General features: G+C 35.0%; 15 protein-coding genes, 1 tRNA gene and 1 pseudogene. 8 read left to right on the top strand and 9 right to left on the bottom strand.

Annotated features, from left to right (window positions below):
* Nucleotides 1-50: 50 nt before the first annotated feature.
* Entirely contained in the window at nucleotides 51-974 is a 924-nt protein-coding gene (locus tag OPR17_RS05870) for an IS982 family transposase (protein WP_265021485.1), read from the bottom strand.
* Between the two features lie 26 nt (nucleotides 975-1,000).
* Here OPR17_RS05870 and OPR17_RS05865 point away from each other — a divergent pair, with 26 nt between their 5' ends.
* Both OPR17_RS05865 and OPR17_RS05860 read left to right on the top strand, forming a co-directional pair.
* Nucleotides 1,001-1,543 (top strand): hypothetical protein, encoded by a 543-nt coding sequence (locus OPR17_RS05865; RefSeq protein ID WP_265021484.1) that lies wholly within the window; start codon nucleotides 1,001-1,003, stop codon nucleotides 1,541-1,543.
* 116 nt (nucleotides 1,544-1,659) lie between these two features.
* Nucleotides 1,660-3,186, top strand: coding sequence for an acyl-CoA carboxylase subunit beta (locus OPR17_RS05860; protein ID WP_265021483.1), 1,527 nt, complete (start codon nucleotides 1,660-1,662; stop codon nucleotides 3,184-3,186).
* Between the two features lie 46 nt (nucleotides 3,187-3,232).
* Here OPR17_RS05860 and OPR17_RS05855 read toward each other — a convergent pair.
* Nucleotides 3,233-3,305: transfer RNA gene (locus tag OPR17_RS05855), tRNA-Thr, on the bottom strand.
* 19 nt (nucleotides 3,306-3,324) lie between these two features.
* On the opposite strand from OPR17_RS05855, the gene OPR17_RS05850 reads away from it, so the two are divergent.
* From OPR17_RS05850 to pdxH, 3 genes are read left to right on the top strand one after another with little or no spacing between them, the layout of a single operon-like run.
* Nucleotides 3,325-3,468, top strand: a complete 144-nt coding sequence (locus OPR17_RS05850) for a hypothetical protein (protein WP_187296969.1) — start codon at nucleotides 3,325-3,327, stop codon at nucleotides 3,466-3,468.
* On the top strand, nucleotides 3,434-4,240 hold the full coding sequence (gene mutM / locus OPR17_RS05845; RefSeq protein WP_265021482.1) for a bifunctional DNA-formamidopyrimidine glycosylase/DNA-(apurinic or apyrimidinic site) lyase: 807 nt from the start codon (nucleotides 3,434-3,436) through the stop codon (nucleotides 4,238-4,240). Before OPR17_RS05850 ends, mutM begins: the two co-directional genes overlap by 35 nt.
* Nucleotides 4,241-4,256: 16 nt before the next feature.
* A complete protein-coding gene (pdxH, locus tag OPR17_RS05840) occupies nucleotides 4,257-4,850 on the top strand; it encodes a pyridoxamine 5'-phosphate oxidase (RefSeq protein WP_406828700.1) in 594 nt (197 codons plus the stop codon).
* Between the two features lie 423 nt (nucleotides 4,851-5,273).
* Here the strand turns inward: pdxH and OPR17_RS05835 are convergent, their stop codons facing one another.
* The 6 genes and pseudogenes from OPR17_RS05835 to OPR17_RS05810 all read right to left on the bottom strand — a co-directional run bounded on the left by OPR17_RS05835 (nucleotide 5,274) and on the right by OPR17_RS05810 (nucleotide 9,438).
* Nucleotides 5,274-5,600, bottom strand: a complete 327-nt coding sequence (locus tag OPR17_RS05835; protein ID WP_265022181.1) for a PDDEXK family nuclease — start codon at nucleotides 5,598-5,600, stop codon at nucleotides 5,274-5,276.
* A gap of 54 nt (nucleotides 5,601-5,654) precedes the next feature.
* Nucleotides 5,655-6,538: pseudogene (locus tag OPR17_RS05830) on the bottom strand (IS982 family transposase).
* Complete coding sequence (locus OPR17_RS05825; protein ID WP_265021480.1) at nucleotides 6,501-6,701, bottom strand: hypothetical protein; 201 nt, start codon at nucleotides 6,699-6,701, stop codon at nucleotides 6,501-6,503. Before OPR17_RS05825 ends, OPR17_RS05830 begins: the two are co-directional and overlap by 38 nt.
* Before the next feature lie 720 nt (nucleotides 6,702-7,421).
* A complete protein-coding gene (locus OPR17_RS05820) occupies nucleotides 7,422-8,030 on the bottom strand; it encodes an SCO family protein (protein WP_320109851.1) in 609 nt (202 codons plus the stop codon).
* A 44-nt stretch (nucleotides 8,031-8,074) separates the two neighbouring features.
* The gene (gene dnaQ, locus OPR17_RS05815; protein WP_265021478.1) at nucleotides 8,075-8,770 is read right to left on the bottom strand and encodes a DNA polymerase III subunit epsilon; all 696 of its coding nucleotides are present in this window, start codon (nucleotides 8,768-8,770) and stop codon (nucleotides 8,075-8,077) included.
* Between the two features lie 17 nt (nucleotides 8,771-8,787).
* Entirely contained in the window at nucleotides 8,788-9,438 is a 651-nt protein-coding gene (locus OPR17_RS05810) for a Tim44/TimA family putative adaptor protein (RefSeq protein WP_265021477.1), read from the bottom strand.
* A gap of 164 nt (nucleotides 9,439-9,602) precedes the next feature.
* Between OPR17_RS05810 and secB the strand changes: the two genes are divergently transcribed.
* From secB to acnA, 3 genes are read left to right on the top strand one after another with little or no spacing between them, the layout of a single operon-like run.
* Nucleotides 9,603-10,106, top strand: a complete 504-nt coding sequence (gene secB / locus OPR17_RS05805) for a protein-export chaperone SecB (RefSeq protein WP_006279761.1) — start codon at nucleotides 9,603-9,605, stop codon at nucleotides 10,104-10,106.
* Nucleotides 10,107-10,145: 39 nt separating this feature from the next.
* The gene (locus OPR17_RS05800; RefSeq protein ID WP_265021476.1) at nucleotides 10,146-10,451 is read left to right on the top strand and encodes a hypothetical protein; all 306 of its coding nucleotides are present in this window, start codon (nucleotides 10,146-10,148) and stop codon (nucleotides 10,449-10,451) included.
* Entirely contained in the window at nucleotides 10,448-13,033 is a 2,586-nt protein-coding gene (gene acnA / locus OPR17_RS05795; RefSeq protein ID WP_265021475.1) for an aconitate hydratase AcnA, read from the top strand. The genes OPR17_RS05800 and acnA overlap by 4 nt, the downstream gene beginning before the upstream one ends.
* Nucleotides 13,034-13,198: 165 nt before the next feature.
* Here acnA and OPR17_RS05790 read toward each other — a convergent pair whose 3' ends face one another.
* Entirely contained in the window at nucleotides 13,199-14,347 is a 1,149-nt protein-coding gene (locus OPR17_RS05790; protein WP_265021474.1) for an MFS transporter, read from the bottom strand.
* Nucleotides 14,348-14,713: the final 366 nt, after the last annotated feature.

Below are 14,713 nucleotides of genomic sequence, written 5' to 3'. Positions count from 1 at the left end.
ATCGTCTACACCATCATACCGCGATTCATTCGCGGTATCTCTAGATCCCGCTAACAAGTAGTGGGATGACGGTTATCAGGCCAGCACCCCATAAACGCGAATTCTGGATTAAGGAAGGAAGTATAGGAAATAGAAGGCTTTTTGGATTTGATGGAATAGGAGATGAGAGTAGAAAAGATATGAACCAAGAAATCAACAGGGGATCTATGGCGAGTGTGTTCAATTTCTAGTCTATTTTTTAGGTAACCAAAAACAGTCTCAATGATAGACCTTTTTCTCAGTAAAATCTTCTCATTTAGCGAAATTAATGTATTTTTCATACCTTTTTTCACCTTGGTAACAAGTTTCAAACCTCGGTCAAACAGCTTCTGAAAAAGCTCTTTTGCAATATAACCTTTGTCACCAAACAAAAGGCCGGTTAATTTTTCCGTCAAATTTGGCACAGGTATCCTATCATCAACATTGCCTTTTGTTAGCGTAAGTGCATGAATTTCACCATTTTCATTGATTACCATATGTAATTTGAAACCAAAAAACCAGCCGTAAGTACTCTTGCTTAATTTTGCAATTCCAGCAAAAACTTTGTTTTTGGATATTCTTTTTGCATGACAAACTGCAATGGGAGTTGTGTCTATATATGAAATTCCAGTGTTTTCTGACTGTCCACAAAGCCAATGCAACAACATTGCTAAATGCCACAAAACCCTAGGCTTTAGAGCAACAAACCTGCTATATGAAGGCAACTTTGGAAACTCTGATTTGTAGAGCAACGTTAGGTAATGTAGATAGAAAGTTTTGAAATTTTTACACGGAGATTGTTGATATAGCAGGATTATTGTCATGATTTCAGAGTGCTCAATTTCCGTTGTTCTTGTGGGTTTTTTACCATTTGGCAGTAGTTTGCCTGCAAAATTTTTCTCTATATCTCTGCAAAAATCATCGACCAAACAAAACAGTTTTGTTATATCTTCCATGGGTAACCTCATCTATTTTTTTATAATTGCTGAGTTTACCCTGTTTTCTGCCTTTTCTATTCTCCTTTAATCCAGAATTCGCGTTTCTAGTAGAAAGAGATAATAAACTTTATTGTATACAGTGTCCAGAAGCAAGCATTGTGACTCCTGCAAAATTCCTGAGTAATCCAGGATTTCAAAGTTTAGATGGAGTATTAAAGATCGGGGAAGGAGATGATGTAATACGAATACAAGATGGAAAATATCATGATATAAAGGGCAGGTTACAGATGACTTTTCCAATAAGCAACAGTGAAAAGATTGTAATGACTCTATCTTCTAAAAAGGCTGACAAACCAGAAAATGCCTCAAGCTTTTGCAAAATAATAGTACATATGGATGATAAAAGTTGTGAAATCTTCTCAAAGTACCTAAAAGAGCTAGAAAAAGAACCACGTATAAGCAAGGTTGTTGAAGCTGCTAAAAGTTTTGTCGAAGAGAAAAACGGAAAACAAAGTGAGCCATCTAGTGTTCTGGAAGAAGTTAGTATGTCAAAGTGTTCTCATTTTAATCACCAACGTCAAGGTTAAAGTTTTAATAATTGTTATACACATACACTATTGCCACATGCAATAGTGTATGTGTATAGTAGTAGAGTTTGTAAACTTAATAAAGTCTACAACTAATTTGAAAACTACTTTATTGTATGCAAGACTTTGAAATACTAGAAAATCTAAAAACCAAAGCACTAGAAGCTGAAAAAGGAGGCGGTTCTAACAGAATCAATAAACAACATGAAAAAGGGAAATTAACTGCTAGAGAAAGGCTCAGTGTATTACTCGATGAAGGTTCGTTTGAGGAATACGATAAATTCGTGAAGCATCACGTAGCTGATTTTGGCATGCAAAATGCTAATTTTTTAGGTGATGGAGTAGTGATTGGTCATGGCACTATTTATGGCAGAAAAGTTTTCGTTTACTCGCAAGATTTTACTGTCTTTGGTGGATCACTTGGTGCGTCACATGCAAAAAAAATATGCAAAATTATGGATATGGCAATTAATGCTAGAGTTCCTGTCATTGGGCTAAATGACTCTGGTGGAGCCAGAATTCAGGAGGGAGTAAATTCTCTTGCTGGTTATGGAGAAATTTTTCAAAGAAACGTAAATGCATCGGGTGTTATACCACAAATCTCTTTAATCATGGGGCCATGTGCTGGTGGTGCAGTTTATTCCCCAGCATTAACTGACTTTACTTTCATGGTGAAAAACAGTTCATATATGTTTATAACCGGACCAGATGTAGTAAAAAAGGTTACCTACGAAGATGTAAGTTTCGAAGACCTTGGTGGAGCAAAAATTCATACAAGCAAAACAGGAGTAGCGGATTTTGCATTCAATAATGATGTTGAAATGCTGCTAAAAATGCGTGAATTCTTTACTTTCTTACCAGCAAATAATCAAGAATCACCGAAACCTAAATCAACCTGTGATTCAGTTGATGATATTGATGAATCTTTAAATACTCTGATTCCTAGCAATCCTAATACTCCTTATGATATGTATGAACTTATTGAAAAGGTGTGCGATGAGAAGAAATTCTTTGAACTAAAACCTGATTTTGCTCGTAATATTATAATTGGTTTTAGTAGGATTGGAGAAAACGCTGTTGGTATTGTCGCAAATCAACCTATGCACCTTGCAGGATGTTTGGATATTGATTCTTCAAGAAAAGCTGCAAGGTTTGTGAGGTTTTGTGACGCATTTAACATTCCTATCATCACACTTATTGATGTTCCAGGATTTCTGCCAGGTGCAAATCAAGAATACAATAATATAATACAACACGGAGCGAAACTGCTTTACGCTTACGCTGAAGCAACCGTGCCGAAAATTAGTTTGATCACCAGAAAAGCGTATGGTGGTGCGTACATTGTTATGAATTCAAAGCATCTAAAAGGTGACATAAATTATGCTTGGCCAACTGCTGAAATAGCTGTAATGGGCCCTGAAAGTGCAGTTGAAATTATATTTAGGCATGAAAAAGACCAGCAAACATTAATCAAAGAATATAAAGAGAAATTTGCTAATCCATTTTTTGCTGCATCACATGGATACATTGATGACATTATAGTGCCAAGTAAAACAAGGCATCACTTTCACAAAGCATTAGAGCTACTCAAAAACAAGAAAGTAGAAAGGATATGGAAAAAGCATGATAATCTTCCTTTGTAACTTTCTTTTAAGCCTTGCTTGCAAGTTATGCGATATTGTAAGAGTGTGCCGTTACCAAGATTCGAACTTGGGACCTCGTCATTACCAATGACGTACTCTACCACCTGAGCTACAACGGCAAGTTTATATATTATGATAATGAATAACACAAAAAGGAATAAGGAAAAAGAAGAAGAGAGAAAAAGATTGGCAAAAGCTTTAAAGCAAAATATTGTAAAAAGAAAAAAACAGCAACAGAGTAGACAAGATGCCAGAACTACCGGAAGTGGAAGTAATCTCTAACTTTTTGCTTGATAAAATCAAAAACAAGCAAATTAGCAATGTTACAGTCAATAATTGGAATTTACGTGTACCAATAACAAAAAATATTGATGATTTGCTAAAGGGCAAAGTTATAAACGATATCAAGCGTAGAGGTAAGTATATAATCTGGAATACAGATGATAGTATGGCTGTCATCATACATCTTGGCATGAGCGGAAAGCTTATATATGCTCAAGTGCAGAATAAGCACGATCACGTGGTATTTTTATTTTTCGATAATACTTCAATAATCTTTAATGATCCAAGAAGATTTGGACTAGTTATTATTTTAAGCAAAGAACAAGAAATAAATTTTTTTGACGGTTTCGGAATAGAGCCCCTCACGGATGAATTCAGTGGAGACTATTTACAGGAGTTACTGAAAAACAAAAAAGTGAATATCAAATCAGCATTAATGGATAATAAATTAATAGTTGGCGTAGGCAATATATATGCTTCTGAAAGTTTGTTTAGAGCCCGCATATCACCACTCAGGTCAGCAAAAGACTTGACCTATAGAGAGTGCGAAAAACTTGCTGCTGAAATAAAAAATACTCTGAGTGATGCAATTGCTGCAGGCGGTTCAACACTGAAAGATTATGCACAGCCATCTGGATCTGCTGGATACTTTCAAAATAACTTTTACGTATATGGTAAAGTTCAAAAACCTTGCAAGATCTGCAACAATATCATAACACTTATACGACAAAATGGCCGTAGCACTTATTTTTGCAATGCGTGCCAGAATTAAGATTTTATTTTTTGATATGATATTTTCACTTGAAAAAGATCCATTTGATTTGTTTTCAAAGTGGTGCAAAGCAGTACTTAATTCTCCGTGTGAACAACCAACTGCAATGACGCTAGCAACTTGTAGCAAAGACTGTATTCCATCTGCAAGAGTGGTATTACTAAAGGAATATAGCAAAGAAGGTTTTGTGTTTTTCACTAACGTAAACAGTAAAAAAGGGAAAGAATTGACTGAGAACCCCAAAGCTGCGTTAGTGTTTCATTGGATAGAATTTGCTAGGCAAGTGCGAATTGAAGGAGAGGTTAAACTTCTAAACGATGAAAGAACTGACAAATACTTCTCTTCTCGAGCGCTGGGTAGTCAAATTAGTGCATGGTGCTCAAAACAATCGAGCATTCTGAAAGATTGGCAGGATTTTGAGCAAGCTATAAAATTGAAGGAAAAAGAATTTCACAATACACAAGTTTCTCGTCCTGATTTTTGGGTGGGATTTTGCGTAATCCCAAAAGTAATTGAATTTTGGCAAGAAGGTGAATATAGGAAGCATATTAGATTTAGATACACCCTTGTTGAGGGAAGCGATTGGAAAGTGGAACAATTATATCCCTAGCTACGCAGATCCTTCTTAATTTACCATTGAGAATTGGATGACACCCTACTAATCCGAATTCTGGATTAAGGATAAAAAAGAGCAAAAATATCAATAACTTATAATTTTATAGCTAAAGTGACTTAGATTTACCGATAATTTGAAAAACAACAAATTCGTCATTCCGCTACTTGTTAGCGGAATCTATGCTGAGATACCGCGGCGGTATGACATAGGGAAACCTTTCTTGGGTTAGCTATAGAAGGTCAAGGACTGCAAATTTTTCATTAGACAGGCTTCTTATACTTTTGGTGAGGTTAAATTTTGAAGTGAAAATTTTAATAAACAGCAAATAAACAAGTTTATCAAAAAAAGAGTTAAATGTTAGGATTTTAAATAATACAGCATTCCGGACAATTTAAAATCAACCTGGGATGGAGGAAGTTAGTGGCGGTCACATACTCTTTCATCACAATGATAAAGGAGCTTACCTTTATCTCTGACGTATTTTAAAGGAATTTTGGGATTATTGATGTCTTTACTACCAGTATCATGCCATTTCTTTTCCCATGTAATATAATATGGTTCAAGGTCTTGCGGCGTTAATTTATATATTTCTTTTAGCTCTATTCCTTCATAAATAGCAAATACCCAATCCACCTTTCGGTATTTTGCAATTATTGTCGGATTCATATGATGATGAGTAGAAAAGCTTTTTGTAAGAAGAGCATTTACTAATTTAAGCTTATATTCATTACCATACTCATCAATGGCATCATTTCCCTCGCGTGCTGGAAGAATAGTGAGTCCAGTTAGTAATAAGACTTATAACGCGAATTCTGGATTAAGGAAGGAAGTATAGGAAATAGAAGGCTTTTTGGATTTGATGGAATAGGAGATGAGAGTAGAAAAGATATGAACCAAGAAATCAACAGGGGATCTATGGCGAGTGTGTTCAATTTCTAGTCTATTTTTTAGGTAACCAAAAACAGTCTCAATGATAGACCTTTTTCTCAGTAAAATCTTCTCATTTAGCGAAATTAATGTATTTTTCATACCTTTTTTCACCTTGGTAACAAGTTTCAAACCTCGGTCAAACAGCTTCTGAAAAAGCTCTTTTGCAATATAACCTTTGTCACCAAACAAAAGGCCGGTTAATTTTTCCGTCAAATTTGGCACAGGTATCCTATCATCAACATTGCCTTTTGTTAGCGTAAGTGCATGAATTTCACCATTTTCATTGATTACCATATGTAATTTGAAACCAAAAAACCAGCCGTAAGTACTCTTGCTTAATTTTGCAATTCCAGCAAAAACTTTGTTTTTGGATATTCTTTTTGCATGACAAACTGCAATGGGAGTTGTGTCTATATATGAAATTCCAGTGTTTTCTGACTGTCCACAAAGCCAATGCAACAACATTGCTAAATGCCACAAAACCCTAGGCTTTAGAGCAACAAACCTGGTATATGAAGGCAACTTTGGAAACTCTGATTTGTAGAGCAACGTTAGGTAATGTAGATAGAAAGTTTTGAAATTTTTACACGGAGATTGTTGATATAGCAGGATTATTGTCATGATTTCAGAGTGCTCAATTTCCGTTGTTCTTGTGGGTTTTTTACCATTTGGCAGTAGTTTGCCTGCAAAATTTTCTCTATATCTCTGCAAAAATCATCGACCAAACAAAACAGTTTTGTTATATCTTCCATGGGTAACCTCATCTATTTTTTTATAATTGCTGAGTTTACCCTGTTTTCTGCCTTTTCTATTCTCCTTTAATCCAGAATTCGCGTTATAAGGTTTAGTGTTACCTGCTTTTATCTCATGCTTGCATCCTAGAGGTTGCCACTCTCTAAAATGTGAGACATACATTACCCCCGATGTCTAGGGAAAATGGAATTTAACCATCACAAAATCACGACTTTCGGGTCGCACTAACTGTACGAACATTCATTTTTGAAGGTAAATTGCACAACAGATGATGTCATTCCAGTGCTTGACACTGGAATCCAGAAATTTTGCTTATAACTGAGCTGATGAGCTAAAGGTAGTTGTCTTACGCTAAAACAAACGTTTTTAATTAAGTTGCATAGAAACTGGATCCCAGTGGGCTTTGTTGCATCGCTAGCTATGATGGATTAAAGATAAAAAAGATAGGGAATATCAGTAGCTTATTATTCTGGTATTTATAACAAGAACAGTCAATGAATACCTAAATTTGAGTAAAAGAAATTTCACTACCATTTACCAATCCGGCTAAAATTCAAGAATTTCAATGCTTTAGCTATTTTCAATAGAATTAAATTTATTAATATAAATAACAAGTTACTATTCTTAAATTTGATCAGATTGATTGCAAAAAAACAAGATTTTCAATAGGTTGCTTATAATCCTAACTATAGTTAGCCTTTCATAAGTAGCGATGCAACAAAGCATCCCAGTGTCTGGGCACTGGGATGACACCCCACTAGTGGGAATTGCTCCCAAACTACAACGTTCGTACAGTTGTGTGTGTCTTCCCATGGAGATTGCTCTCAAATCATAATGCTCATGCAGTTGCATGCTCGACTAATTAACAGAAAAATCTATAATTCAGTTTACGTATTTTCTTATCTCAGCCAAAATCTTATCAGATTGACTTTCGTCTGAATTTAAATCAGCTGCAAAGTGTGTAACATATTTTCCTCCAGGGCCAATAAGGTACATTATTGAAGAATGGTTGATTTCTTCTTCTCCACCAACTTTGCTAGCATATACTTTATACTTTGCAATTACTTCGTCTATTTTTTCTCTTTCACCAGTTAACATTTGTATTCTGTGGTTAAATTGTTGCTGAAATTCTTTAAGTCTTTCCGTGCTGTCGCGCTCAGGATCAACTGTGATAAAAAATGTTTGTAGCTTGTTGTTAGTTTTCTCATCTAACCTTGCAAGTGTTTCTGAAATTATCCCAAGGTTCATAGGGCAAATTCTTTTGCATGAGGAAAACCCAAAGAAAATCATCATGTATTTATCTTTAAAATCACTACTGCGTACTATCTGCTCGTCTTGGTTAATCAAAGAAAAATCCCCACCTATCTTAACTTCTGCGTTGTGAATCGCTGCTGGGGCAAATATGCCTTTTTTAGTGAAATAACAATAACCTAAAAAAACGACTGCTAATGCTACTAGCATATTAGATAACAATCTTATAAACCTTACCATTAGGGTGCTCTCAGTAAAATTAAATTGTATCTTTGTTGGTTGATCTATTCAATATATTTATTCCAAAGTGTATTGTTAATTTTGTCTAACAGTTTCTTATGTTCATCAATTTCTTCACTATTTGGTGAATGTTCTCTGGGAGTTAGATTACGCACTTTATGCTGAACGAATGTAGAGTTACTGTCCTGATTGCATTCATTATCAAACAGAAAGGTTTGTAACCCTCCTGTAAGTTCAACATATACCTTTGCAAGCAATTGAGCATCAATTAGTGCTCCGTGCAATTCTCTATTCTCTAGCGATATATCAAAACGCTTACATAATGCATTCAAAGAAGCAGGTGATCCTGCGAATTTTTTCCTCGCAAGAGGTAATGTATCTAGCACTCTATCTGAGGAAATTAACCCAGCATTCAGCTTGCTTAACTCCATGTTAAGGAACTTAACATCGAATTCAGCGTTGTGGATTACCAAAATATCATTAGATATAAAGTCAAGAAATTCAAGTGCAACATCTGAAAATAATGGTTTATCTTCTAAAAATTCTTCACTAACACCGTGAATCTTAAACGAGTGATAAGGTATATCTCTTTCTGGGTTAAGGTACCGATGGAATACTTTACCTGTTGGAATGCGGTTAATTAATTCCACACACCCTATTTCAATAATTCGATGACCAGATTCAGTGTCAAGACCTGTCGTTTCAGTGTCAAGTACTATTTCGCGTAGCTTGCTTTCCATTTCAAATAAAACTCATCTTACTTATCATTTGTCTTATCGTTACTTGTCTTTTTATAGTGAATAGAAACAAGCAACCAGCTTGGGTCTGATGAATTAACATTTTTTTTGAATTGCCATACATCCTCAACTTTATTAATGGTGGATGTACTACCTGATATTATATTTTCTGAGCTATCTTTAATAAAGTTAATTTGCTCTGAAAGGAAATATACTGCAATAAACACTACATTTTTTACTAGCTTTATTTCTAAAATCTTTTGTGAAACGACAGAAACAATTATAGACTCGTGCACCTCTTTACGATGTTTAATCTTCTCTACGAAGTTGTTGTATAAATCTTTATCCAAGAGAGATTTTAACTGGGACAGATTTCCTTGATTGAAATACTTTATTATTAATTCAAAAGCTATGCTTGAACCTTCTATAAAGTGGGAAATGGAGAAGTTCTTGTTTTTTTGTAATATTTGTTCATAAGTAACTTTTATTGAACTTTTGTTGTTGCTATCAATGTAACCCTCAAAGTTTTCTACTACATCTTCTCTACTTCGGCTTACATCCAATACACTAGTTAGGTTTTTTAGGTTGAGGTTGGCTGACCTTCCTAAAGAATTATACAAACGTGAAAAAATGAACGCCGCTAATAAAGCATATATTACAAGCTCTATCATAGTAACTTAACTCCTTGGCATATAAAGTATCCGAACATTATTAATTATTAATGAAAATATGTTTTTCATATCAACTTATAATCAGGTTTGCTATTCGTTTGTAAATGAATATATTATATAAGAAAGTATTAAATATCTCAACTTAATTAAAGGAGACGTAAGAAATGCCACAACAAAAAATGAGAATTCACGGTCAATATGTTAAAGATCTATCGTTTGAGAATCCGAATTCGCCATTCCTTTCTTCTAGCAAAGCTCCAGATATTAATGTAATGGTTAATATCAATTCAGCAAAATTAGAAGGGACGAAAAACAAAGAAGAAGTGAATGAAGAAAAATCTTTCCATGAAATTACTTTGCATATAGAAGTCAAAGCAACGGTAAAAGATGAAGGCATAAAAGATGGCGTAGCTTTCATTTGTGAGACGAAATATTGTGGCATTTTTTCAATAGAAAATTTAAAAGAGTTGAGTGAGGAAGAGGTAAGACAAGCTTTGTTTATTGGCGGACCTACTTTTCTTTTCCCTTTTGCAAGAGAAATAATTGCAAGAGTTACAAGTAGTGGTGGATTTCCCCCACTGATGCTAGATCCTATAGATTTTGAAACTATGTATGAGCAGCAAGGTCAACAACAAAAAAGTAACGGTAGTAATTCCAATTTTAACTAATATATTGTAGTATAGCTAAAAAATAGCTGTACTACTTAGTTGGCAAAAGAAGAAATGTCTGAAATACGGAAGAATATGCGTAATAATTTTGAATGTGATCTATATATTCAGTTGTCATCCAAATGTACTTCATCCTTGTCATCCAGGTGCAAATTATTCTTGTCATCCCAGTGCGTGACACTGGGATCCAGGTATAGAAGTGTTTGCAAGTCATACAATTTGCAGGGGATCCTAGGAACATATGTCAAAAACAATGTCTATGATGAAATAGGCTGGATTCCAGTGTCACGCACTGGAATGACATCATTAGTTGATTTTTTACTTAAAAATGGTTACACAGGATGAATAATTCTTTAAACGCAAAAACGACTTTAAACATTGACGGGAAGTCATACAACTATTTTAGCCTAAGTAGTGCTAGTGAATTTTTAGGAATAGATGTGACTAAATTGCCCTGCTCACTTAAGGTGCTGCTTGAAAATTTATTGCGCAATGAAGATGGAGTAAACGTAAGGCTGGATGATATAAGAGTACTAGCAGGCTGCGTTAATAAACACACTAATCACGAAATTAGCTATAAACCAGCAAGGGTGTTGATGCAAGATTTTACAGGGGTTCCTGCTGTTGTTGATTTAGCTTCAATGCGGAGTTATGTCAAGAAAAATGGAGGTGATCCAAGTAGCATAAATCCGTCTGTGCCCGTTGATCTTGTGATCGACCATTCTGTTCAAGTAGATAGTTATGGAAGTGTTTCCGCATTCAGTAAGAATGTTGAGCTAGAAGTAAAAAGAAATTTGGAGAGATATCAATTTTTAAAGTGGGGGGAATCGTCCTTCACAAATTTTAGAGTAGTGCCGCCTGGCACAGGGATTTGCCACCAAGTAAACCTTGAGTATTTAGCGCAAGTTGTGTGTAATGATGATGGAGTCATATATCCTGACACTTTAGTTGGTACTGACAGTCATACTACAATGATTAACGGATTATCAGTCCTTGGTTGGGGTGTTGGAGGCATAGAAGCCGAGTCCGTGATGCTTGGTCAACCAATTAGTATGGTGATTCCAGAAGTAGTTGGATTTAAATTAACTGGCAGACTGCCGGAAGGAGTAACTGCAACTGATTTAGTGCTGACGGTTACCAATATCCTAAGAACAAAAGGCGTTGTTGGTAAGTTTGTAGAATTTTATGGTGATGGTTTAGATTATTTATCTTTGGCAGATAGAGCCACTATAGCAAACATGGCCCCGGAGTATGGCGCAACTTGTGGATTTTTTCCAATTGATCAGAAAACGCTAGATTATTTAAGCTTAACCGGAAGGTCAGAAAAGCTAGTTGAGGCTTATGCGAAAGAGCAAGGATTGTGGCGTGGCAATAATGAGTTAGCATTTTTTGACGCACTAGAACTTGATTTATCGAGCGTGGAACCAGTAATGGCTGGTCCCAAAAGACCACAAGATAAAGTTTTTCTTTCACAAGTGGCAGAGTCTTTTTCTAAATCATTTTCAGTTAATGAGTCAAAGGAAAACGATAAACTCCAAGATGGAAGTGTAGTTATTGCAGCAATAACAAGCTGCACTAATACCTCAAATCCAAGTGTGATGATTGCTGCAGGTCTTGTAGCTCGTAATGCAATTAAACTTGGATTAAAATCAAAGCCTTGGGTTAAAACTTCTCTTGCTCCAGGGTCACAAGTTGTAACAGAATATTTAGAAAAGTCTGGATTGCAGGTAGATCTAAATGCTTTGGGTTTTAATCTAGTTGGATATGGTTGCACAACTTGCATTGGGAATTCTGGTCCACTTAATAAAGATATAGAAGATGGCATTAAAAACAAAAATTTAACTGTTGCTGCAGTTTTATCTGGTAATCGTAACTTTGAAGGAAGAATTCATCCGTTAGTCAAAGATAATTACTTGGCATCTCCGCCGCTTGTTGTTGTTTATGCACTTGCAGGCACTGTACGAATTGACCTGACAAAAGATCCTATATGCAAAGATAAGAATGGAAGTGACGTATACCTCAAGGATATATGGCCAACAAACAATGAAATCGAAGATTGTGTTAAAAATGTGGTAACACGTGAGATGTTTATACAAAAGTATAAGGATGTTTTTTCTGGTGATATACATTGGCAAAAGATAAAGTGTGAAAAAAGTGAAATCTATAATTGGGATGCAAACAGCACTTACATACAAGATCCGCCCTATTTTGATAATTTATCACCTAAAAATAATAAAATCGATATAAAAGGTGCACAAATATTGGCAATGTTTGGCGATAGCGTAACCACTGATCACATTTCCCCTGCTGGAAATATTGCCTCAAGTAGTCCTGCAGGTATATATTTAAAAAATCTTGGAATTGAGCCACAGGACTTTAATTCGTATGGGTCTCGTCGTGGTAACCACAATGTAATGATGCGTGGGACTTTTGCTAACATTAGAATAAAAAATGAAATGGTAAGCATCGAAGGCGGCTATACAAAATATATTCCTTCTCAAGAAACTATGTCGATTTTTGATGCAGCAATGCGCTACAAAGAAAGTAATGTTCCTCTCATCATTGTGGCAGGAAAGGAGTATGGCACAGGTTCAAGTAGGGATTGGGCAGCAAAAGGTACTTTATTGTTGGGGATTAAAGTTGTAATTGCAGAAAGCTTTGAGCGTATACATAGGTCTAACTTAGTCGGTATGGGTGTTCTTCCACTTATATTCCAAAATGGAATAACCAGAAAGATATTTGATGGTAGTGAGATAATAAGCATAAAAGGTGAAATAGTGCCAAGCGGAAATTTAGAATGTATCATCAAAAGAAAGGATAGTTCTGAACAATCAATTCAACTCAAATGCTGTGTACAAACTGCAACTGAGGTTAAATACTTGATGGATGGTGGAGTGTTAAGCTACATACTTGTACAATCCTTTTAAAGTTATTGCAGTAAGAGTATAGCAGTATTGAAAGTTTATTGTCTGTAAGTTTTAAGTAAACACGCAATTTCGTGTTGATAATTTTTTAATCGTTATTTTTTTATTTGAAATCCTTCTCTGCTGTCAGGTTACTGTCTTTATTTCTGCAGAGATGAGTATAAAAAACTAACCAACTATTTGTTGGTTAGTTTTTTTTGCTTTCATACTTATAACCAAAACTATTATACTACCTAAACAAGCACAAATTGGAATGGTACTAAGAGCATATTGATAAGCATAAAGATCATACAACTTAACCCCATCTTCACTTAAAGTTCCAGACCAAGATAAGTCTAGGATTTTGCCTATCACGGTGTGAAAAAATGAACCACCTAACATATTTATACTGTTTAAAAATGCTACAGCGATTCCTAAATTCTTTGTTGCTACTAATTCGCTACTTACAGCAAACACCATAACTTGGTAACAGCACGTAATCCCTACAAAGAAAAAGAGACAGGATAGTGCAAGTGTGTTATATGTTTTGCTCATTAATAATAATGTAAAAGCCAATGCCATACCAAGTCCACACATTGCAATAACAGTATAGTTACCCAATTTTCTGCTGACCAAAGCTAATAATGGTCCACCAAAAAGCATACCGAAAAATATAAATGATATAATACCTGCTGCATCACCTTTGTTTAAGTTATAAGCGGTCGTTAAATATGCAACTCCCCAAACATCAGCAAATCCTTCCAATGAGCCTACCATCAGAAAATTAGAAAGGGCCAAATACCAGATCAGTCGAGAAGTAAGAATAGATTTCAAATTACCCATTTTACATTGCTCGTCTGAAGCAATAACTTTTGTGTTTTGTGGTGAACGCAAAGCAAGGTATACTATAAAGCCAATTATTATTGATACTACCCCAAGTGTTAAGGCAACACTTTGCCATTCATGATTTTCTATTAATAAACCTATAGGTTTGCCTCCATAAATTGCACCCATAAGTCCCAAGGTGAATGAAAAACCTATCATCCTTGTATATTGATCTTTAGGAAACCATTCTGAAACTACTTTAGAAACACCTAAAAATCCAGTTGCAGAGCATGCCCCTATCAAAAATCTACTTAATGCTGCTAAGTAGAAATTATCTGTATATGTAAACATTAGAGTAGCAATACCACAAAACATAGCAGACATAAAAACAATATATCGTGCACCAAATCTATCTAGTAAAATTGCAACTGGTATTTGCATTCCTGAATAACCATAATAATAAAATGCTGCAAGTATTCCAAAATGGCTAGCATCTATAGCAAACTGATCCATGATCTGATGCATCATTAGTCCAGGCCAAAGACGTAAGATAAACTGATATGCAAAAAAAGATAATGGAAAAAAACTACATAAAAAATGGCAAACATTTGTGTTTAAGAGCAAGCATAAGAACCTCACTTTATTGATTATTTAAAAATTTTAACAATGAAAATAATTATGAAGATGTGTATCGGCTTTAGCCGATGAGTATGAGAGAAGTAATAATAAAATTAGAATGCTTGTAGTACATCGAACGCAACAAACTTTAAGTTATAAATATAATTCTTATTTTATGCTACTAAGTTTTACCCTAAAGTCAACAACTTTATTTTCGTATATCGTGTATGGAAATTTTTATCAGAAAGGCAGGAATTTCAA

The sequence above is a fragment of the Wolbachia endosymbiont (group A) of Icerya purchasi genome (assembly GCF_947251635.1).
In the GTDB taxonomy this organism is placed as follows: domain Bacteria; phylum Pseudomonadota; class Alphaproteobacteria; order Rickettsiales; family Anaplasmataceae; genus Wolbachia; species Wolbachia pipientis.
This window is presented reverse-complemented; position numbering and strand designations above follow the sequence as displayed.

Coding starts and splice junctions, on each gene's coding strand:
- mutM (WP_265021482.1), top strand. CDS start 3,434: ATGCCAGAACTACCGGAAGTGGAAGTAATCTCTAACTTTTTGCTTGAT.
- acnA (WP_265021475.1), top strand. CDS start 10,448: ATGAATAATTCTTTAAACGCAAAAACGACTTTAAACATTGACGGGAAG.
- OPR17_RS05825 (WP_265021480.1), bottom strand. CDS start 6,701: ATGTATGTCTCACATTTTAGAGAGTGGCAACCTCTAGGATGCAAGCAT.
- OPR17_RS05870 (WP_265021485.1), bottom strand. CDS start 974: ATGGAAGATATAACAAAACTGTTTTGTTTGGTCGATGATTTTTGCAGA.
- dnaQ (WP_265021478.1), bottom strand. CDS start 8,770: ATGGAAAGCAAGCTACGCGAAATAGTACTTGACACTGAAACGACAGGT.
- OPR17_RS05860 (WP_265021483.1), top strand. CDS start 1,660: ATGCAAGACTTTGAAATACTAGAAAATCTAAAAACCAAAGCACTAGAA.
- OPR17_RS05790 (WP_265021474.1), bottom strand. CDS start 14,347: ATGGATCAGTTTGCTATAGATGCTAGCCATTTTGGAATACTTGCAGCA.
- OPR17_RS05810 (WP_265021477.1), bottom strand. CDS start 9,438: ATGATAGAGCTTGTAATATATGCTTTATTAGCGGCGTTCATTTTTTCA.
- pdxH (WP_406828700.1), top strand. CDS start 4,257: ATGATATTTTCACTTGAAAAAGATCCATTTGATTTGTTTTCAAAGTGG.
- secB (WP_006279761.1), top strand. CDS start 9,603: ATGCCACAACAAAAAATGAGAATTCACGGTCAATATGTTAAAGATCTA.
- OPR17_RS05820 (WP_320109851.1), bottom strand. CDS start 8,030: ATGGTAAGGTTTATAAGATTGTTATCTAATATGCTAGTAGCATTAGCA.
- OPR17_RS05850 (WP_187296969.1), top strand. CDS start 3,325: ATGAATAACACAAAAAGGAATAAGGAAAAAGAAGAAGAGAGAAAAAGA.